The following is a 21030-nucleotide window of genomic DNA, read 5'->3' on the forward strand; positions in this document are numbered from 1 at the left end:
GCGGGTGTAGCAAAAAATGAGATGGTACTTTAAAAACTTCAGGACGGTACTACAAGTATTACTTATACAACATCGAAATGGAGATTTATAGCTTACATGCTTTCTTTCTAGCTGCAGCCCACTATATAGATTTTTTAAAATATGTCAAGTACCTATCTATAATCAGAGTGATAAACAACCAAAACCGCTTTCCTTGGTTATTAAAATTCAAATTCTAATGCGAGCCTAAAACTATGATTTTTTTCTGATTGGCTTATCTCAGTGATAAAACCCGCTTCCCATTTTAACTGCTTTTGTCCATCAAAACGCTGCAAACCTATAAACCCAGGCCCTATGCCAACAAAGTCTTCTCCTACGTACACCTCAATAGATGGCTGAAAAGCAGAACGATATCGATAGCGATATTGCGCTCTAAACTCGCTTTCCCATTCATTTTGTATATCCTGCCCCCACTCGTAAACCAAAAAAGCATTCATAGTTAAGCTTGTTTTGCCAAACTCTTTTTCGATCACAAAACCCGAAGTTGCTTCATACACATCTTCATTATGTTTTTTTTCAAGCTCAAATAATGCCCCCCAATCAGCCCATAATTTACCTTGCTCAATTAATTGCCAGCGTAGTTCAAGCTCATAAGCTTCTAAACCAAAGTCGCCGTTGTCATCTCGCTCACCAACTAAATAGCCTTCTAGTGCCATTGTATCGTTAATAGCACCGCCACCACCCAAACGCTGCGCTAGTATGTTGCCACTATCTGTTTGGTGCGACACTAACCGCCATTCAAACTCTCGCTCAAAAGGTAAAACATAGGGGTGATATACCTTATCAACAACAATTCCATCGGCCTTTGCTGGGATTGAAAGTACCAACAAACAAAAAACGGTAAAGCTAAGCGCTAAATATAGGTTGAGTGCTTTCATACACGTTCCTTAGATATTGAAGCCGAAATAACATAACAAAGTGATAAAAATATCACGCTACTAGTACTATATATAAGTACACTCATTAGATCAGGGGTAGCCTCGTAACCAACAAGAGCACGCAGTACGCGCCCGAGCTCAGAGTTTTCGCTTAATACATCGCGTAAATCCCACACGGTTGCGGTGTTGGTAATTAAGTCTATTTGGCTTGCCAAATCCAGTGCAACTAATAACTTAGCCGCGCTGTTAAAAGCAAGCAAAGTAAAAAGCGGATACATACCAAAGCGGTGCTTAATTGCATTCATTAAAAAGTACAGCAATACGCTAAAACTTAAACAAATTCCAACACCTAATAAAGTGCCAATAAATAAGCTTTGCCCTGCATCATTACTTTGCCAAAAACTGGTGAGGTAAATAATATAGTGGCTTAAATACAATGTTATTGTGCTTATAACAGCAATATAAAAAGCCGCTGATTTTTGTTTTATTGCAAATACTAATACGGCTATAAATATAGTAATACATAGCCCTATTTGTGAGTACTCTAGCCCTTGGTGTTCAAACCACTGGCTCACCCACGACGCACTTTGCATGTACAAAAACGACATGAGCGCGCCAATTAATAAAGCAGATCCTATTTTTAAAGCGCTTTGTTTTTTAACTACTTGTAGTAGCACTAATAAAATAGCCACAGGTAGCAATTGATTAAGGCTCATGACTAAACTAGTTATTAGCATGCTTCGCTTCCTCATCATCAACTATTACAACGCCCCTTGCTGTATTGGGCGAAAACTCACCAAAAAATTCGTAATACCCTTTACTAAGCGGCCCTATATAAATAATGCTTTTACGGTTTGGGTAGAGTACTTTTTCTCTGTTTAGATCAAAGCTATCAAACTCTTCTGGTGTGCTATCTTGGTTTTCTATCAATAGTTTTACTTTTTTATTTGCGGGAATGGTAATTTGTGAGGGGTAGAACAAGTGATCTTTCAAAACAATAAGGTACTCTTTACTCGCCGCGTTAAACGACAAAAATAGCAAACAACAAAGGCACCGATTAAATAAACGTTTAGTCACTTTTTACTCCTGTAAAAGTAACCTTAACGGTTAGTCCGCCTAAAGGGCTATTCGCTAAATGAATACTTGCGCCATAAATAGCAATTATATGTTGCACAATCGCCATACCTAAACCAGCACCTTGCTCGCCTGATGGATGCTGATCGCCACCTACTCGATAAAAACGATTGAATATTCGCTCTTTTTGTTCTTCAGTCATACCCGCACCAGAATCATCAATTTGCCAACTAAAGCCGTCATTACTTGGTACTAATTTAATTATAATCTGACCATTATCAGGTGTGTACTTTATGGCATTGCTAAGTAAATTAGCGATAAGTGTGGTTAATGTAAACTCATCACCATTAATTACAAAATCATCGCCTTCAAGACTAATGGTTTGGTTTTTTTCATCTATTTTGTCGTATTGCTCCGATACGACTTGCTGAGTAATCGTTAGCAATGATTGTTCACTAAATTGCCTCTGCCATTGTTCAGGCTGAGTGCGCCCTAAAATTAGCATTTGCTCGACAATATTACTTAAACGATTAATGCCCTGCGACATAGCTTGTAATTCTTGATGGTCTTGCAGATTACTTTGTTTATTAGCCAAATTATGTACATTAATTTTTAAACTACTAAGTGGGGTACGTAATTCGTGAGCTGCATCTGAGGCAAAAAAGCGCTCCCGTAAGTAGGCAGTTTCTACGCGTTTAAATAAGTCGTTTAAACGATTAATAACCGGTTTAATTTCCTCGTCGGTTACTTGCCAGTTAATTGGCGTAAAGTCGTTCGCTTGGCGAGACGCTAACTGCTTAGATAATCGAGTAAGAGGGGCTAATGCGTATTTAACAAAAAAGCTAATAAAAATAGCAAGCAGAGGGACTGCCCATAGCATAGGTAACATTGCAGATAAAATAACGGCTTCAGCTAATTCAAAACGCTTTGCCATAGGTTCAGCAACGATGATTTTACGGGTGTTTTTACTCATCACAAATACCCGCATACGCTGCCCTGCTACATTGGCCGTTTGAAAGCCCTCGCTAAAACTAATTTGGTTATTCGTTAAACTCGATGAGCCACTAAGTAAATTATTATTTTGCCAAATTTGATACAACAACTGAGCGCTATTATTACTTACTTGTACTGCATCTGTGCTTAGTGCCAATGGTTGCTCAATTAAAACGCCAGCTACTATTTTAAGTTCATCATCAAGCAAACTTTCACCGTGGTGCATACTTTTTTGATAGCCTTTTACTAATGCTAAAAAGCAAGTTAGCACCATCATTGAAAGTAAAATTAAGGTCAGACGTTTACGAATAGACATTTTCAACCTCGAAAAACAAATACACTCTAACGCTTACCAACCACGTAGCCAATGCCACGTAAGGTTTTAATAAAATCACTAGGGAATTTTTTACGAAGATGATGAATATGCACCTCTATGGCATTAGAGCCAACTTCTTCACCCCATTGGTAAAGTTTGTTTTCGAGTTGTTGTTTTGATTGTACCCTTCCCTGATTTTCCATCAGCGCTTTTAAAAGCATGTATTCTCTTCGCGGTAGCGTAAGTGACTGCCCACTTAGTTTAACTGTATGAGCAGAGGTATCCATTACTACATCACCACAGCGCAATAAGCTTGACTGAGTTTGGTTAATGCGCCGGCTTGCTACACGTAATCGAGCAAATAACTCAGCAGGGTCAAACGGCTTTGCAAGATAATCATCTGCCCCCATATCGAGCCCTTGGACTTTGTCGTCAATACTGCCGCGAGCAGTTAAAATAACCACAGGAATAACTTTTTTTTGCGCTTTAATATGCTTTAAAACTTGCGAGCCGTCGCCATCAGGCAATCCTAAATCGAGAATAACAAGCTCAATCTCACCACTAGAAAGGCACTCTAAGGCGTGCTTTACTGTGCCACTGTGCTCTACGCTGTAGCCCTCTTGGCGCAAAGAGCGAATAAGCCCTTGCGCCACTAAATGATCGTCCTCAACGAGTAATAAATGCATTATGTGTTTATCTTTTTAATTTTTTATCTACTTTTGCCAATAGCTGACTTATTGCTTGTTGACGATATTTATCTGCTTTTGCCCGAGTATCACGAATCCCAGCAGCTTGTGCTACAAGTAGTCGTGCTTTAGCTTGTTTATAATCGCCTTCGTCATACAAGTATTCACCGTATAAGTAATTAGTATCAATGCCTTCGAGATTAAAAGCGAGCGCTTGTTTAAATAATTTTTCAGCTTTGTCGTCATCACCAAAACCAATTGGCCAGCCAGGTACTTTGCTATAAAGCGTTGCAAGGCTTGCGTAAGCTGAGCCATTTAATGCAGTGCCATCAATCGAGAGTGCATTTTCGAGTGACGCTTTTGCTTCTTTTGCTAAACCAAGTGCGCCCAAGCCCCCTTTTGCGCCAGCAAAACTAGCTAACACAATGCCATTCCAAATATGTGTTTGCGCTGAGCTTGGATAGTTTTTAACAAATAATGCGCTTTGCTCACTTAGTTGCGTAAACGCGTCTATTTGCGCATCGTCTTCAAGTTCGTAATTAGCAATTGCCCACTTTTGTTGAATATCGGTTAAGTCTTGCGCTTCATCTGCGTGTACTGCAGTTGCAAATACAGAGGTTAGTATTAAATAAAATGTGAGTGTAAATTTATACATAATTTTGCCCTTGTGTGTTTGTTAACTTAAAAAACGTTTAATTTTAGGAAGTTGCTTTGCAATAGCGTTATCAACAACGCTTGGGAATACGCCATTTATGCGTGCAAATAATTTTTCAGGGAAACCAATAAAGCGCCTTGTTTGGTTTGAACTTATAAGAGCTAATAACTCTTGAGCAACTAATTCTGGCGAGTCCATTTTATTACCGAGCTCTTTATTCATTGCCCGCGCTTTACTGCTATTAATAGATGTATCTGTTGCTCTTGGTGCTAAATAGGTCACTTTAATGCCTGAGCCGTTAAGCTCACGAGAGAGCGCTTCTGTAAAGCCACGTAAACCGAATTTACTGGCGCAATAAAGCGTTTGAAACGGGTAGCCAATACTGCCAAACGATGATCCCACGTTAACAATGGTGCCTTTGGTATACGCTAACTGCCCTAAAAATAGCTGGCATAATTTAATAGGCACCGACAAATTAGTAATGAGCATATTATCTATTTGCTCATTACTTGTGTGCTCAAGGCTTTGCATTGCATTTATACCGGCGTTATTAATAAGTAATTTAACGCCGCCGAGTTGCTTGGCTTTTATTGCTAGGTTAATACGTGTTGTATCGTCGGTTAAATCGCCCGTAAATATTTCACTGTCTGGGCATGCACGGCTCAGTTTTTCAAGGGCTTGGGTATTTCGCCCTACAAGCAGTAACTTCCACCCTTTTGCATATAGGGCTTTAGCAATCGCTTGCCCTATTCCGCCTGTTGCACCAGTGAGCACACACAAAGAACTACTCATGCCAATTTGCCTTGTGCACGTGCTTTAAAAAATGGTTCGTCATCGAGTCCACGAAATATATCGCCGTATAAACGATAAAAGCACTTTGCACCATGAAGTATGGCTTGCTGATCCGCCTCGTCTGTTATTTGATTCATTAGGTTTTCAAAAAACTTTACATGCTCTATATCAAGCGCGCCGTGAGAGGTTAAATAACTAAATGCTTTTTTAGGTAAGCCCACAGCATTTGCAATGTTTGAAGCCGCGCCATCAGCAAGCGCTATAGAAGTGCCTTCAAGCACATGCACCATGCCAAAAAAGCTCAACGGATTTTTACGTGCAATAGAGTCGTACGCATACGACACCATCATTTCGGTAGCAAATTGCGGCTGACTACACCGTACTGTTTCTTTGTCAAAACCACATGCTGCAATGTCATTAAGTACCCACTCTTGATGACCAATCTCTTCTTCAATATATTCTGCGACTGCTTCGCGCAGCCATTCTTGTTCGTCGGTTAATCGTGCACCAACCGACATCATTAATGGCACAGTGTGCTTAACATGGTGATACGCTTGTGCTAAAAACGAGGCGTATTCTTCAAGTGATGCTTCGCCTTTAAAAACACGCTGGATAATCGGCGCTGCAAGCAGGTAGTTTTGCTCTTGTTTAGTTTGCTCTTTAAGGGTGTTAAAAAAATCACTCATTAATTACTTCTCCAAGTCGGTAAAATTGCTCAAACACAGCATGGTACTGCTTACTTATGGCATCTCGTTTTGGGCGATTATTTGTTGTTAATAATCCTTGTTGCACACTTAATGGGGCAGCTAAACGATGCCACTTTTGAATTCGTGCATAGTCGGGTAGTTGTTTATTAATTTCGTTAATGTACTGCGCTAACACTGGGTTACTTAGCTTTGTATCGGCGTAAATAATGGCACTGAGAAAAGGTCGCCCCTCACCAAACACAACGGCTTGTAAAATACCGCTTTGACTGAGTAATAGTGATTCAGGCCACTCGGCACTGATGTTACGACCCATGCTGGTAATAATTAGGTTTTTTAATCGGCCTTTAATAAATAAAGTATTTTGACGCTGCTCGACTAGATCGCCGGTTGCATACCACTGGTTTTTGTTGTGAGGTTGATGGTTTAAGTAACCTAAAAACAAATCGCCTTTTATAAAAAGCTGACCATTTTCAATTTTGGTTTGAATATGAGGTAACACAGAGCCGGCACTGTGGATGTTATCGTTTGTGGGTGTATTTAAACTAACTACAGATGCCGCCTCAGACAGCCCATAGCCTTGGTATACCGGTAAATTTAAGCTACGCGCTTTGGTTAATAGCATTTCGCTGACAAGCGCACCACCTACGGCAATAAACTGTAACGAACTAGGCGGTTGCCACCCATCTTCTGCAAAAGTAACTAAGCATGCTAATAGTTCAGGCACTAAAATAAGCGTATTTGGCTTAACTTTATCAATAGCAGCTATAAGCTGTGCGGGCTGTTTTAATGCAGTACCAACAAAGCCTAATTCATTTAACGGCATTAAATGCACTGTACCGCCACTTTTTAAAGGGGCATACACACCGGCTATATTTTCAAGCAATACAGCAAGCGGCAATAAACATAAATGCACAGGCTTTTTAATATTAATTTTATCGCACAGAGATTGCGCTACCTGCATTTGGCTCTTTGCAGATAAACACACGCCTTTTGGTTGCCCGGTTGATCCTGATGTAAATGTTACTTTTTGAGTTTCTGGAAAATAACTGCCGGGGTTAGCTACAACGATTTCGTAAATATATAATGTGTAACACTCAAATAAAGTAATTGATGCAGCCGGCTCCCCAAATAAAGGGTTTAGTGTGTCGCTCATAAATACATTAGCGCCACATTGAGCTAGTACATATTGAATTTGTTGTTCACTAAAAAAGTGAGCAATTGGCACAGCCACTTTATTAGAAACTGCAGCAGCGGCATCAATAACAAGCCAAGCTGGCGTATTATCGAGCTTATAAGCGATACATTTGCCGTTAAAGCTATGTAGTATTTTTACTACTTTTTGTATTTGCTGGTTAAACTCATCCCCGTTAATTTCAAGTGTTTGTTCTTTATTATAAGCAATAATTAATGGCGATATTGCATGGGTATTATAGTAATTCATACGTTCACCAACGCATTTACCAAAGAATTGATATTTGAGTGGTTTTGCTGCATTAAACTATAAAGCATTGGGGTATTTAATACTTGTTGGTGAGCTTGCTCTAAACTCACAACGCATACGGTAGGCTGATTAGCGTAGTAACTTCCCCAACTTAGCGGATGCTCCACAACAAAACTGTTTGCCACAGCAATTTCAGTGCAGTTAACGCCTAATAAGCGCAGCAGTGCACGTACTTTTTTAGTGGCGCAAAATACTAAATGTTTTGCTCCTACACTTTGCAGGGCTTCATTAACAACAATAAAATGCCCAAGCGTTGCTTTGCGATGTGTAGAGCATAGATTGCCAAGCTCAAATACTTTATTACGCTGAGTGTTCTCAGGTAAAAAATGCTCAATGGGCTGTGCTAAGTATTGCTCTATAAATAGAGGAGCTGTTGCTTGCCTTAAACCCAATGTGCATTGCCCTTCGTTTGTCGTATATTGGCAAAGTAATGGCATAAAAGAGGTAAGCGTGGCGTTGTAAGCGACTAAAAACCCTTCTTTAACTGTGTTTTCTAACGCACTTCTATGCTCATCATTAACGCGAGCACTAACAAAGCGTGAGTTATTTTGAATATAAACGGGTGATGAAGGTAGGTGTGCTAATTGCATAAACATCGCTCATATAAAGTGTATGTTTGTAACTTAGCGAGCGAAACTTAAAGAAAACTTAAGAAACCTTAATTTAAATAAAAAAGCGCCTTAATTATTAAATTAAGGCGCTTCAGGATGAAAACTGTTTAAAGGCTTAATAAGCTAAGCTATTAAAAATTATAAGCTATCGACATTTTAAATTGCGTAGGCGCCCCCGGATAAACCCACAAAGCGTTGTAACTACTTTGAGCGTAGTCTTCATTAAAAATGTTATTAATGCTCACATTTAGCTCTGTTTTATCTGTTAAATTTAATTGACCAAACAGGCCGACCAATTGGTAACTTGGTAGTCTAAAGCTCAAATCTGCGGCATCACCTAGGCGGCTGCTGGTATATTGGTAACTTGCACCAAATTCAAGCTCTTTACCCATTAATGCTGTTTGATGGCTAAGTGTAAGGTTTAGATTGTTTTTTGGTACATTTACCAGTGGGCTGCCTTTTTCTATTGGCACGCCCCAATCGGCATTAATAATGTCGTTTGCTGTGGTGGCATCTATATAGGCGTACGATAAGTTAAATGCTGTTGCATCGGTAATATAGGTATTTAAATCAAGCTCAAACCCTTTGCTATCAGCTTTACCAATGGGAGCCGAAAAACCAACGTTTACTGGATCTGCCACTAACATATTACTTTTAGAAGCATCAAAAAGTGCCACAGTACCGTTTACACCTAGGTATTCAAACTTAGCACCAACTTCAAACGAGTCGCTGTACTCAAAGCCAAACGGGTCGCCGTTTGCATCAGTACCGCTCAGTGGTAAAAAGCCTTCAGAGTAACTGCTGTAAAAGGTTATTGTATTATTTAGTTCGTACACTACGCCAACGCGTGGGCTTATTTGGCTCTCAGAACTGGTTGAAAATACACCGCTGTTGGTTTCTAAAATATCTTGGTCTACGCTATCAAATCTAAGGCCAAGTAAAAGTTTAAACTTATCAGTGATATCCATTTGATCTTGAATGTAAATACCGTAAGCGTTTTGCTCTTCATCATTTTCATAAAGTAGCGAAACAGCAGGACGTTCACCAGAATAATCAGGCTCAAAAATATCAATAGTATAAGTGCCATTACCGCCACGATAACGAGAAAGCGCCGTGCGCAAATCGTATTTATATGCATCAATACCTATTAATAAATGATGCGTAATGCCGGCTGTATCTAAACGTCCGCTAACTTCAAACTTTACACTTAAATCTTCTACTTCGTAGTCGCGATAGCGCTGCTGGCGGGTAAGTGTGCGGCCATCGTCAAATAACGATTGGCGTGACGGTGCAAGTTCTGCATCTGACGAAAAACCCGTTAAGCTAGAGTCTCGATAATTTGCACCTACAACGAGTGACCATTCGTCGTTAATATCGTGGTTAAGCGTAATTTGGTGGCCTCGAGAGTAAACCTGCGTGTCTCCATCGTTTGGGTTACCCAAATAGCGCGTGCTTGGTACGGTGTCAAAATCGTTATCGAGTACAACAATACCACGATCGAATAGCTGAGCTAAATCTACGTATTCAAACTCATAAGTTACACTGGTCGATGCGTTTATTTGATGATAAATAGACGGCGTAATCACCTTTTTATTGGTGTATACCTCATCGCGGTAGCTGTCACTATCTTGCCATGCGCCATTTATTCTAAACGCGGTGGTATCGTTAATGCCGCTGGTGTAATCGCCTTCAACGCGATTAAAACTGTCGCTGCCTAAGCTTAGTTTTAGCTCACCTTGTGAATCAAACTGTGGCTTTTTAGTTACAATATTTACAGTCCCGCCTGGCTCTGATCGCCCATAAAGTGCTGAGCCTGGGCCTTTTAGTACTTCAATGTAATCAATGCTAGATACATCACGCGGGCCGCTAAAACCACGCCCACCGCTAAAGCCATTAACTAAATAGCCCGATGGCATATTTTCGTTACCCGAAAGGCCACGAATAGAAAAGCTATCCCACAATGCACCGCTATTGTTTTTACGTGAAATACTAGCTGAAAAATCAAGCGCATCTTGTAGTTGAGTAATTCCTTTTTTATTAAGCTCAGCACTATTAATACTAACTATAGATTGTGGCATTTGCTTTTGAGGAATATCACCGCGATAAGCTTGTTTATAAGTGACAGATATTTTTTCGATTTCTTCTTTTTGATCTTGGGCAATACTGGGCGCACTAATTCCTAGGCAGGCTAAATAAATTAAAGAGTACTTCATGTGATTGATTAACTAAGCAAGTGTTATAGTATAACAAAATTGTAGCATGTGTTACTTTATAACAAAACTTCTTTTTAAAAAATCACTGAGCGATTAATTAATGCACTAGCGACTGCCGTGTCATCACGTTAGTATAGTGTTCTACTTAAGTTACATAACGATAATTACATGAGCATAAAAACAAACGCGTTAATTTACTTTTTAGCTTTTTGCAGCGGTTTTTGCATTATGGGGATTGAACTTTTAGGAGGGAGAATTCTCGCCCCTTTTTTTGGTAGTAGCGTACATATTTGGGGCAGTATAATTACAGTATTTATGCTTAGTTTATCTTTTGGGTATTTACTTGGCGGTAAACTCAGCACTAAAAATGCATCACTTACCAAATATGGTTTAATATTTTTAATAGCCAGCATTATGGTGGTGCCTATTACATTATTTTCGCAGCCAATAATGGAATTTATATTTACCCATATTGAAGATAGCCGCTACGGCTCGCTCTTAGCGTCAACCGCACTATTTTTTATACCTACCGTTATTTTAGGCATGATCTCGCCCTACTCTGTGCGCTTACTGGTAACCGATAGCGATAAAAGCGGCCAAGTGGCTGGGCGTTTATACTTTGTAAGTACGCTTGGCAGTGCACTGGGTACTATAATTACCTCGTTTTACTTTGTACTCGCGTTTGACGTAAATACTATTATTAGCGCCTTTGCTCTAACGCTTGGGTCACTGGGTTTAGTCGCGATTGTAATTAATACCTTGGCTAATAATAAGGAGCTTGCTCATGCTTAAATATTTACTACTGCCGTTAATTGCATTTTCGGGTTTTGCGTGCAGTAAAGTTATCCACGAAGAGCGCTCGCTTTATCGCAATATTATTGTTGAAGAAACGAGCGACTTACGTTGCCTTAAATTTAATACTAAAAGTAGCCAAACAAGCCAAAGCTGTATGTATAAGAACAATCCCGACAAACTTGTTTTTAATTACACTAAACTTACTTTTGCGAGCCTTTTAGTAGCCGATAACCCTAAAAATGTACTTATTATAGGATTAGGAGGCGGTACGCTTTCTAACGTTATTCATGAGCTATACCCCACTGCAAAAATTCATAATGTTGAAATAGATCCCGCAGTAACTAAAGTTGCACGCGATTACTTTAACTTTATAGAAAACGATTTAGTGACATCAAGCGTGCAAGATGGCCGTATTTTTATAAAACGTGCCGCAATTAAAAAACAAAAGTACGATTGGATTATTTTGGATGCATTTAACGGCGACTATATTCCGGAGCATTTGCTTACTAAAGAGTTTTTTGAAGAAGTACAAAGCGTATTAGCCGAAGGCGGTGTTATAGCTGCAAATACGTTTTCAAGTAGTAAACTTTATCAGCATGAGTCGGCAACTTACCACGCTGTATTTGGCGACTTTATAAATGTAAGTCGCGAAAATCGTAGTAATCGTATTATTTTAGCGGGACTTAAATCAATGCCGAGCGAAGCGCAAATTAACACGCGTGTAAATGCTCTCGCCCCTAAATTAGTAAAATACGGTATAGACATAAAAGCGATTAGCCAATTTATGCAATTTACTAAAAACGACCAAGATTGGCCCGCAAATACAAAAGTACTTACCGATCAATACTCCCCTGCTAATTTACTTAACTTTTAAACTCCTGCTAAACCTCACCATTTCTACAAGTGAGGTTTAGCAAATATTTTACCATTTCCCACTCTTTCATATATTTACTTAGCAAGCTAAGTAATGATAAAATAGTTAGCTTGCTAACTATGTTCGGATGGCTATGCCTACACACAAACCTTTTCACGAAACACTCGATTTAACTGTTATCGGTAATATGGGCCGAGTTCATCGCTTATGCCGCGAAGCGGTAACCATTGCAGTTGAGCCTTTAGGGCTTACTCAATCGCGCTGGACTGCATTAATGCATATTAGTATGCGTGGTGAGGGACTAACACAACTTGAGCTTGCTAATAGCTTAGGGATAGAAATGCCTTCATTGACTCGTACGCTTAAGCAATTAGAGGAGCAATCGTTAATTGTTCGCCGTGTAGACAAACATGATAAGCGCAGTAAAAGACTCTATTTTACTGAGCAAAGTGATGCCATTTTACATTCATTGCAAGAGACTATTTCCGATATAAAAAATCAGTTATACAGCGGTTTATCTGTTGAGCAACTAGATGCGATTGCATTTGGTTTGATCAAAATAGAGCAAAACGCCCTTAAATGTATTCAAGTTAATAAGTAAGGCTAAAAATGACACCGGATCAAAAGTTTGCACGCTATGTAAGGTTTTCTCTCATAGGGTTTATCTTAGTATTTATTTACTATTTAGTGGCCGATATGGTTTTGCCTGTGACACCACAAGCACGTGTTTATCACCCTGTTGTGCAAATATCACCGCAAATTAGTGGCCGAGTCACTAGTGTGCAAGTTAGTAATAACCAATCAGTTAAAGCAGGCGATATATTATTTAGTATCGATGAAGGCCCATATAATTTAGCTAAAGAACAAGCTCAACTCGCCCTTGATGATGCCAAATTACAAAATAAACGCCTTGATACCAATGTTAAAGCGCTTGAGGCACAAATAAGTGCTGCAAACGCTAAACAGCATGAGCAAAAACTATTAAAAAGCAGAGGCGAAAAGCTCTATAAGCAAAAGTCTATATCGGAGCAAGAACTTGAAAGCATTCGTGCTAATTTTGAAGCGAGTAAAGCAAATGTTGCAGCCCTTGAAGCGCAGTTAGCTGAAGCGGTTTTAGCTAGAGGTGACTCAGGGAACAAAAACTTAGCCATGCGCCACGCTGCTAACCAGTTAGCGCAAGCTGAGCTAAATTTATCCTACACAAAAGTGCGCGCATTAAGTGACGGCGTAGTTGCTAATTTACAATTATTAAACGGCGCATACGCAGTTGCAGGCAGCCCGTTATTAGCTATTGTTGCTAAAAAGGCAGATTTAGTTGCCGACTTTAGAGAAAAGTCACTCACAAATATGAAGCAAGGCACCCAAGCGCGCGTAGTATTTGATAGCCGTCCAGGTGAAGTTTACGACGCAATACTTGAAACATTTGAAGCAGGTGTTAGCAGTGGTCAACTTAGTGCTAATGGTTTACTAAGTACAACAGAAACCAGTAATCGTTGGGTGCGTGATGCACAGCGTCAACGCATTCACTTAAAGCTCATTAATCATCAAGACTTAATAGCAAACATGCCTAGTGGCTCACGTGCAACAGTACAATTATTACCAGAATCAACAATTGGGCAATGGTTTGGCTCTGCACAAATCAGGTTTATTAGCTGGTTACACTACATTTATTAATGGAGGCTTTATGACTCAAATTGTTAGCCAAGGCCCACAATTAGACTCCAATGGCCTTCGCCAAGCACTGCGCATTGCAGGTGGGTGTACCCTTGGCTTTACTATTAGTGAATTAATGAACTGGCCCAATGGTATATTTTTTACCGTTTATCCTATGTTGATATTGGGCATGGTACCTACGTTAAGTCGTGGGCTTATAAATCAATTTATAGCATCTGCTGCATTTAGCGCACTTATAGTGCTGATAATGCAGGGATTATTTTCTCACTTACCAGTCGTTATGACATTGTTAGTGTTTGGTGTTTTCTGCTTTTTATTTCATAAAATGAGTAGCGGTAGTGCCTTTTTATTTGGCGCTTTAGGCGTGATCAGTCTTTCTATTCAGCTGCATTTTTCCAGCTATGTTGATCAAGGAAGCAGTATTTATCCATTAATTTTAACTAATGGTTTGGCTATATTTTTAACCGTTATTATTGGAGCATTAATGCATGGCCTATTTCCTGATGTAACCGCAAGGCCCGGGCGAGTAATGCCAGCTAAAGCAAAAGAAAGTATTCGCCATGAGGTATTGTTATGCTCAACCGTGGCTACGCTCTCTTTTGTTGTTTTTCAGGTTCTTGATTTACAAGACTCAATATCTGCGCAGGCAGCTTCTGTGCTTATTTTATTTTCGTTGTGCTGGAAAGCCGCAGGTATGGCCGGTTGGCAGCGAGCAATTGGAACGCTTATAGGCTGTAATGCAGCGTTACTATCGCAACTATTTTTGTATAGTCACTCTGATTTTTTACTTTTTCCGATGGCTATTTTATGGATACTTTCGTTTGTTTTTGCGCGCTTTCATATTTTAGGCGGAGGCATACCTGGCATTGGTTTTGGTGTATTGACTACATTTGGTATTTTGTTTGGAAATTCACTCGGGCCAGGCCAAGATCTTGTTTATAGTGCAATGTACCGGTTTAGTTCGGTATCTGTGGCTATAATCTTAAGCTTATGTGTTGTGTATGTTATGCACCATATACTTAATCGGTTTAGCGTAACTCGCCATCATACTTATGATTAGGTAAACCCTGTTTGTAAAACTAAAGGCTGCAATTGCAGCCTTTTTAATAAGCTTGGTTAAACTATTTTAATCATCTATATGAGCAATAATTTCGCTTTACATATTCACAGTTTTTAGTCTTTCCTGGTGATAATAAGCGTTAGCACACCCGCTATAATCCCCCAAAAAGCAGACCCCACTGAAAGTAATGTTAAGTTAGATGCAGTTACTAAAAAAGTGACTATTGCGGCCTCAGTATATTCAGTACGACTAAGGGCTTGCTGCAAACTATTAGCAATGGTGCCAAATAGCGCAATGCCCGCCAAAGCTAAAATAAGTGCCTGGGGTAAACTTGCTACCAAGCCAACTAATGTAGCTGCGCACAACGCCATTAAAATATAAAATACGCCAGCCGCTATACTCGCCCAATAACGTTTATCATGATTTTTATCCGCCTCATCACTCATACATATAGCTGCGGTAATCGCGGCTAAATTAATAGAGTAGGCTCCAAAAGGAGCGCTAAGCATATTTACAAAGCCAGTAACATTAAGAGATGCAGATATAGGCGCTTTATATTTATGTGCTTTTAAAACCGCAATACCCGGTAAATTTTGCGAAGTCATGGTAACTATATAAAGTGGTAAACCTATACTAATACATGCTTGCAAGTGGAAATCGGGTTCAATATAAGCAAATTCGCTCATTTTCCAGTGCAGCGCGCTGGTATCAATATGGCCCATTTGCCAAGCGAGTAATACACCTATAATAAGCACGCTTAACATAGCAAAGCGGGCAAAAAAGCGTTTACCAATAAAGTACATAACGACCATTAAACCAATTACTAAAGGCATGTCGTTCATAAAATTAAACACATCGATACCAAAGGTAACAAGCACGCCGGCCAACATGGCGCATGCAAGCTCACTTGGAATACGGTTCATTATTTTTTCAAACCAGCCCGTAACCCCCGACAAAAACACGAGCAATGCACTGAGCATAAACGCGCCAATAGCCTCATTTAAGTTATACCCTTGGGCACTTGAAATAAGTAATGCAGCTCCCGTGGTAGACCACGCAATTAAAACAGGTACTTTGTAATAGTACGATAAACCAATTGACGTTGTGCCCATCACTAAACCGAGCATTAAAATCCAACTAGCTACTAAATCGGGCGTACCACCAAGGGTTATCACTACCTGATAAATTAATGCAATAGAACTCGAAAAACCAATAATTACAGCCACAAGTCCTGCTGTAATTCGGTTAAGCAACTGATCAGACACCTTCATAAATTCCTCGTAATGCATTTATGCAGCTCACAACATACGTGCCCAATAATTACATTGCAATTAGCGATTGGTTTACAAAAGATGAAATAAATTCACTTTTTATTTTTCATTGTAATTAACGTCAAAAAGTCACTTTTAACCATTGTATTTAACTAAACAAACAAGTACCTACAACTGCGCCAAAGCCCGCGTAAACACTACTAAAAACCAATACTAAAAAGAGCAAAAAACACACCAAAAATAAATATCCTTATATTTTATAAGGAATTATAAAATTAAGAAATAATTCTTTTCGGTTACATTTATTATCTTGATCTAATCCATTTAATAATATAAAACGTAACAAATAGTTAACCAAAAACACTAAAAGAGAAACAAATGAAGAGATCTGTCGTCTTACTAATTGCTATACCATTATCGGCATTTGCAGTTTATGGGCTATTTTTTAATGCAGATGAAACGGGCGAACCTATCGCGCCTGTTGCTATTGATTTTGTTCCTATTGATTTACAAAAAACGCGCAATACGCATCCCCCTGCACCTATTGATATGAGTAAAGATCCAATTACTGTTAAACCCATTGCTGCCCCTGACAACAACTTACCGTTTGAAGAATTTGATGCCGTAAATCGCCTATCAGACAAAGCAAAGCAAGTGCTTATAAACGCAAAAGTTTTACCTACCGACTTACATAACGAGGCCTATATTGAGTTTGATTTAAATTCTTTACAGGCGTTAGAGACTGGCGAAAACTTTGATTTAGCTATTCCGCAAACAGCCGAAACATTCACCGCAGAAGTGACTAATGTGGTTGAGTCTGAAAATGGCGATAAGAGCATATTTGGTAAAATAGTGGGTGTTGACGGTCGCATGCATAATACCGTTTTAACAGTAGGTAAAGATGCCGTATATGGCCAATTTACTGCACCTTCTGGCAACTATGTATTCGAAAGTAAAGGTAAGTACGGATGGATTGCAGCAAAACGCGATTTATATAAAAGCCACATAGAGCATGAAGTAACCGCACCAAAGCCCAAATCAGATAAAAGCATCGATATATTTGCACCAAAAATTGATGGCTAACCAAAAAGTATAAAAAGCAATTAAAGCCGCACTATAAGGCAGCTTTAGTGTGTCTGCTTTTTATGATCTCAACCAAGTTAAAAACAGTTCCAACCACAACAAGAGTAAGGAAATACAATAATGAAAAAAGTAATCACAACAACCGCACTGGCTGCGGCATTATGTGCAGCAAGTGTTGCACAAGCAGAAACAATCGATATCGGTATTTTATATACCGACCAATCAGCTGCTGCAACTAGTAATATTGACACTAAAATAAATCAACTAATTGCTTTTAGTAATCAGGTATATAGCCAAAATGGCGTTGATATAACACTACGCTTAGCTGGCAAACAAAACTTAGGTGACTACGCAGTAACGCCGTCTGAGGATTGGTTAGATTCGGTTACAAATAGCAGCTACGTAGATGGTTTACGCAGCGATTGGAAAGCCGACATGATTGCCGTATTAGGTACTGGCCAAAGTGCTGGCAATGGGCTTATTTCATGTGGTTTAGCATGGGTTGGCCAAGGCACTAATGGCAATCTATATAGCTCAATGAGCAGCCGTATGTACTCAATCACTGCAATTGATTGTGGTGCAACTACATTTGTACACGAACTTGGTCATAACCAAGGTTTAGCGCATTCACGCAAACAAGGTGACACATCTGGCGGTGTATATGTAGATGGCATGGGTCATGGCGTACAAAATGAGTTTGCAAGTATTATGGCTTACCCGCACGTTTACGGTAGTGCAACTCAGTACGATTACTTCTCTAACCCTAACTGGAGTGTAAACGGTATTGCATTTGGTATTACAAACCAAGCGTATGCAATTCGCACGGTTACTGCTACAAAAACAAGTATTGCTAACTTTAAATAAGTAGCGCATTAAAAAGTGGCTAAATAGCCCACTTTAAAGTTTTAACATGTTCTTCCCTGCAGAGCGCTTACGCGCTCTTATAAATTAAGCTAATGCACAACCACTTTTTGCTTAATTGCTGGCATTAATGTTTTACCATTGCCATCTACTTTATTTAACAATTTAAGCCCCATCACTTTTGCAAGTACTGGGTAAATATCAAGGTTACTCACTTCTTTAAGGCTTACACCTTGTTTAAATGCAGGGCCTACAGCAAGAAATGATGCTGCCATATCCTCGGTATATGCATAACCGTGAGTCCCTAAATAGGTTGGTTTTTTACCATTGGTAAATACCGCTGGCGCTGTAGTTTGCACCACAATATCGCCTACACGAGTGCCTTTATTGTAATGGTACGCTGCTAACTGCTCGTCAGTTAATACTGTATAACGACCGTTTGCTGCTTTTTGTAAACGAGCTTTATAGCCGGCTATATCAGCATTTATTGCATCGGGTTGAGTGTATATGAGTAAACGTGGACCGGTGTTTTTAACTAAAAAGTTTTCATCTTGAGGCAGTGTGGTTACATCAATGCTTTTATCTGGATCTATACTCGCCATACCATGATCCGAGACAATAACTAAGTTTACCTCTTGCTCTAATTTACTTAAGCGAGTTTGTAATTGCCCCATTAATTCATCAAGCTGTTTAACTGCATCTCGCGTTTGTGGTGCGTCTGGTCCAAACTCATGCCCCATGCTATCAACTAGCGAAAAGTAACTCGCAATAAAACGTGGGCGCTGTGCTTTTGGCAAACTTAACCATTGAATAATTTGATCAACACGGCTTTGGTAATCGCTGTATTTAGAATAGTGATAAAAGTAATCTGGTGTCATGCCGTTAAATAATGCATCTGACTCAGGCCAAAAATAAGTAGCCGATTTAAGCCCCTGCATTTTTGCTAAATTCCAAAGCGGAATCCCCTTCACCCAAGTGCTATCGCCCAATGCTTTGCCCATGCTGTAACAGTCGTTTTTACGCGCTTTATCACAAAAGCTATTATCAACAATGCCATGATTTACTGGCAGTAAGCCCGTAATAATAGAAATATGGTTAGGAAACGTTTTAGTCGGATAAACAGGTATTAGTTTTTGTGCGCGAACACCGCGCTCGGCCATTGCTTTTAAATTTGGTGCGCCGTGTTTTTCAATATAATCCCAACGCAGGCCATCAATTGATACAAGCACCACAGTTTGCTCTTTTGCAGCAAATGCGCTGTTCATTCCTAACATTAGGCAAATTGATACTGCCTTTAAAATCCACTGTTTCATTATAAACACCTATAAATGCACAACAATTACTCAAAAAATTATTTTAAAGCAAGTTGTTACTTTATGATACAAACTGATAGATTAAACCCTGTATATTAAAGACAAATGACTATGTGCTAAAAACTATGCCAGTCATCAATTGTAAAAAGGATAAGTATAAAGATGACCATAGATTTTAGTAAAAAAATAACGCCAGCACGAATGTATCGCACAACCTCTAACTTACAAATGGCGCTAGAAAGCGACCGTGGCCGGATTATTAACAGTGCCGCTATTCGCAGGCTTCAGCAAAAAACCCAAGTGTTTCCCCTTGAGCGTAACGCAGCTGTTCGTTCGCGCTTAACTCACTCGCTTGAGGTACAACAGGTTGGTCGTTTTATAGTGCAACGTATTTTTGCAAATTTAAGCTACCAACAACAAAAAGATTACGGCTTAACCGACCTAGAACGCCCCCTGGAAAGCTTAGTAGAAATGGCCTGCCTAATGCACGATATAGGCAACCCACCGTTTGGACATTTTGGCGAAGCTGCAATAAACCACTGGTTTAATAACAACCTAGCAAGTGTAACACCCGAGCGCTGCAAAGAGCCCAATACCGGTATAGGTGTTGTTTTTAAACACCTTGCGCTTGATATTTGTAACTTTGAAGGCAACGCTCAAGGCATACGTATAATTCATTCGTTGCAAACGCTTAATTTAACTTACAGCCAAAGTGCTGGTATTTTAAAATACACTCGCCCTGCTGGGCTTGATGTAAAAGACATACCCCAAAATAAAAACTACTTAATGAAAAAAGTGGGTTACTACTACAGCGAAAAAAACTTTGTTGAAGCGCTACAAAAAGAGCTCACTATTGAGCCTTACTGCCGCCATCCTGCAAGTTACATAATGGAAGCCGCCGACGACATTTCGTATTGCCTAGCCGATATAGAGGATGCTGTTGAAAAAGGGATCATAAGCACCGAATTCTTATGTACACAGCTTAAAAGTCATTATAAAAAGGCACTCATAAACCTAACAATAGACGACACAGAGCACCAAACTTTTGTAGATAAAGCAGTTGACTACGCACATGAACGCGCCAAATCACAACCGTATAATTTTAACAGCGAATTTTTTATATACCTGCGCGTAGCACTTTTACATCCGCTAGTTGGACATGCTGCAAAACGCTTTATTGAGAACATAGAACCTATTTATCATGGCGATTTTAACCAAGCACTTTTAGAAGATAGAAGCCATCTACACGCTGTAACCAAAATGCTAAAGCAAGTGGCACTTGAGCATGTTTTTTCAAATAAAGAAGTCGAAAAATTAGAGCTGCAAGGTTATAGAATAATTAATGGCTTACTCGATTGCTACAAACCGCTACTGCAATTGAACAGCGATGACTTTAGGCGCGCTCTAAATGGCGATTCACGTTTATTAATAGAGTCGCGACTTGTTAAAAAGCTCTCTAAAAAGCACTTAAACAGTTACCAACACGCAATAGATGCGATGCAAGAAGAGCCCGATCACTTTGCGGCGTATGAATTTTATTATCGCTGTAGATTAATTCAAGATTATATAAGCGGTATGACCGACCAATTTGCTTACGATGAATATCGCAGCCTTATGGTTATTGATTAGTCGTA

At 39.5% G+C, this 21030-nt stretch carries 21 protein-coding genes; 8 read left to right on the forward strand and 13 right to left on the reverse strand.

Annotation, left to right across the window (positions count from 1 at the left end; genetic code table 11):
* Nucleotides 1–200: 200 nt before the first annotated feature.
* From H5090_RS06030 to H5090_RS06080, 11 genes are all read right to left on the reverse strand, one after another.
* Entirely contained in the window at nt 201–917 is a 717-nt protein-coding gene (locus tag H5090_RS06030) for a hypothetical protein (RefSeq protein ID WP_182692991.1), read from the reverse strand.
* A complete protein-coding gene (locus H5090_RS06035) occupies nt 914–1654 on the reverse strand; it encodes a hypothetical protein (RefSeq protein ID WP_024595838.1) in 741 nt (246 codons plus the stop codon). Before H5090_RS06035 ends, H5090_RS06030 begins: the two co-directional genes overlap by 4 nt.
* Nucleotides 1641–1994, reverse strand: a complete 354-nt coding sequence (locus tag H5090_RS06040; RefSeq protein ID WP_182695281.1) for a cupredoxin domain-containing protein — start codon at nt 1992–1994, stop codon at nt 1641–1643. The genes H5090_RS06035 and H5090_RS06040 overlap by 14 nt, the downstream gene beginning before the upstream one ends.
* The gene (locus H5090_RS06045) at nt 1987–3300 is read right to left on the reverse strand and encodes an ATP-binding protein (protein ID WP_182695282.1); all 1314 of its coding nucleotides are present in this window, start codon (nt 3298–3300) and stop codon (nt 1987–1989) included. Before H5090_RS06045 ends, H5090_RS06040 begins: the two co-directional genes overlap by 8 nt.
* Before the next feature lie 26 nt (nt 3301–3326).
* On the reverse strand, nt 3327–3986 hold the full coding sequence (locus tag H5090_RS06050) for a response regulator transcription factor (RefSeq protein ID WP_024595841.1): 660 nt from the start codon (nt 3984–3986) through the stop codon (nt 3327–3329).
* A gap of 7 nt (nt 3987–3993) precedes the next feature.
* Nucleotides 3994–4641, reverse strand: a complete 648-nt coding sequence (locus H5090_RS06055) for a hypothetical protein (protein ID WP_002959134.1) — start codon at nt 4639–4641, stop codon at nt 3994–3996.
* Between the two features lie 21 nt (nt 4642–4662).
* Nucleotides 4663–5433 (reverse strand): SDR family oxidoreductase, encoded by a 771-nt coding sequence (locus tag H5090_RS06060; protein WP_182695283.1) that lies wholly within the window; start codon nt 5431–5433, stop codon nt 4663–4665.
* On the reverse strand, nt 5430–6119 hold the full coding sequence (locus H5090_RS06065; RefSeq protein WP_182695284.1) for a TenA family transcriptional regulator: 690 nt from the start codon (nt 6117–6119) through the stop codon (nt 5430–5432). The genes H5090_RS06060 and H5090_RS06065 overlap by 4 nt, the downstream gene beginning before the upstream one ends.
* Nucleotides 6112–7581 carry an AMP-binding protein gene (locus tag H5090_RS06070; protein WP_182695285.1) on the reverse strand — a complete coding sequence of 490 codons (1470 nt, stop codon included), beginning with the start codon at nt 7579–7581 and terminating at the stop codon, nt 6112–6114. The genes H5090_RS06065 and H5090_RS06070 overlap by 8 nt, the downstream gene beginning before the upstream one ends.
* Nucleotides 7578–8231 (reverse strand): thermostable hemolysin, encoded by a 654-nt coding sequence (locus tag H5090_RS06075; protein ID WP_002959142.1) that lies wholly within the window; start codon nt 8229–8231, stop codon nt 7578–7580. The genes H5090_RS06070 and H5090_RS06075 overlap by 4 nt, the downstream gene beginning before the upstream one ends.
* 152 nt (nt 8232–8383) lie before the next feature.
* Entirely contained in the window at nt 8384–10465 is a 2082-nt protein-coding gene (locus H5090_RS06080) for a TonB-dependent siderophore receptor (protein ID WP_182695286.1), read from the reverse strand.
* 168 nt (nt 10466–10633) lie between these two features.
* On the opposite strand from H5090_RS06080, the gene H5090_RS06085 reads away from it, so the two are divergent.
* The 5 genes from H5090_RS06085 (at nt 10634) to H5090_RS06105 (ending at nt 14868) form a co-directional block, all read left to right on the forward strand.
* Nucleotides 10634–11257 (forward strand): fused MFS/spermidine synthase, encoded by a 624-nt coding sequence (locus tag H5090_RS06085; RefSeq protein ID WP_039488814.1) that lies wholly within the window; start codon nt 10634–10636, stop codon nt 11255–11257.
* On the forward strand, nt 11250–12134 hold the full coding sequence (locus H5090_RS06090; protein WP_165723800.1) for a spermidine synthase: 885 nt from the start codon (nt 11250–11252) through the stop codon (nt 12132–12134). The genes H5090_RS06085 and H5090_RS06090 overlap by 8 nt, the downstream gene beginning before the upstream one ends.
* A 133-nt stretch (nt 12135–12267) precedes the next feature.
* Nucleotides 12268–12735, forward strand: a complete 468-nt coding sequence (locus H5090_RS06095) for a MarR family transcriptional regulator (protein WP_024595849.1) — start codon at nt 12268–12270, stop codon at nt 12733–12735.
* An 8-nt stretch (nt 12736–12743) separates the two neighbouring features.
* A complete protein-coding gene (locus H5090_RS06100; RefSeq protein ID WP_165723799.1) occupies nt 12744–13808 on the forward strand; it encodes an HlyD family secretion protein in 1065 nt (354 codons plus the stop codon).
* 10 nt (nt 13809–13818) lie between these two features.
* Nucleotides 13819–14868 (forward strand): DUF2955 domain-containing protein, encoded by a 1050-nt coding sequence (locus tag H5090_RS06105; protein ID WP_024595851.1) that lies wholly within the window; start codon nt 13819–13821, stop codon nt 14866–14868.
* A 113-nt stretch (nt 14869–14981) separates the two neighbouring features.
* On the opposite strand, the gene H5090_RS06110 is transcribed toward H5090_RS06105, so the two are convergent.
* Nucleotides 14982–16139, reverse strand: a complete 1158-nt coding sequence (locus tag H5090_RS06110) for a benzoate/H(+) symporter BenE family transporter (protein ID WP_182695287.1) — start codon at nt 16137–16139, stop codon at nt 14982–14984.
* 378 nt (nt 16140–16517) lie between these two features.
* Between H5090_RS06110 and H5090_RS06115 the strand changes: the two genes are divergently transcribed.
* Both H5090_RS06115 and H5090_RS06120 read left to right on the forward strand, forming a co-directional pair.
* Nucleotides 16518–17222: a hypothetical protein gene (locus tag H5090_RS06115; RefSeq protein ID WP_182695288.1), complete on the forward strand. Its 705-nt coding sequence runs from the start codon at nt 16518–16520 to the stop codon at nt 17220–17222.
* A 120-nt stretch (nt 17223–17342) separates the two neighbouring features.
* Nucleotides 17343–18086 (forward strand): zinc-dependent metalloprotease family protein, encoded by a 744-nt coding sequence (locus tag H5090_RS06120; protein WP_002959157.1) that lies wholly within the window; start codon nt 17343–17345, stop codon nt 18084–18086.
* 89 nt (nt 18087–18175) lie between these two features.
* Here the strand turns inward: H5090_RS06120 and H5090_RS06125 are convergent, their stop codons facing one another.
* A complete protein-coding gene (locus H5090_RS06125) occupies nt 18176–19396 on the reverse strand; it encodes an alkaline phosphatase family protein (protein ID WP_182695289.1) in 1221 nt (406 codons plus the stop codon).
* A 162-nt stretch (nt 19397–19558) separates the two neighbouring features.
* Here H5090_RS06125 and dgt point away from each other — a divergent pair, with 162 nt between their 5' ends.
* The gene (gene dgt / locus H5090_RS06130; RefSeq protein ID WP_182695290.1) at nt 19559–21025 is read left to right on the forward strand and encodes a dGTPase; all 1467 of its coding nucleotides are present in this window, start codon (nt 19559–19561) and stop codon (nt 21023–21025) included.
* Nucleotides 21026–21030: the final 5 nt, after the last annotated feature.

It is taken from the genome of Pseudoalteromonas sp. SR43-5 (assembly GCF_014163835.1).
Taxonomy (GTDB): domain Bacteria; phylum Pseudomonadota; class Gammaproteobacteria; order Enterobacterales; family Alteromonadaceae; genus Pseudoalteromonas; species Pseudoalteromonas distincta.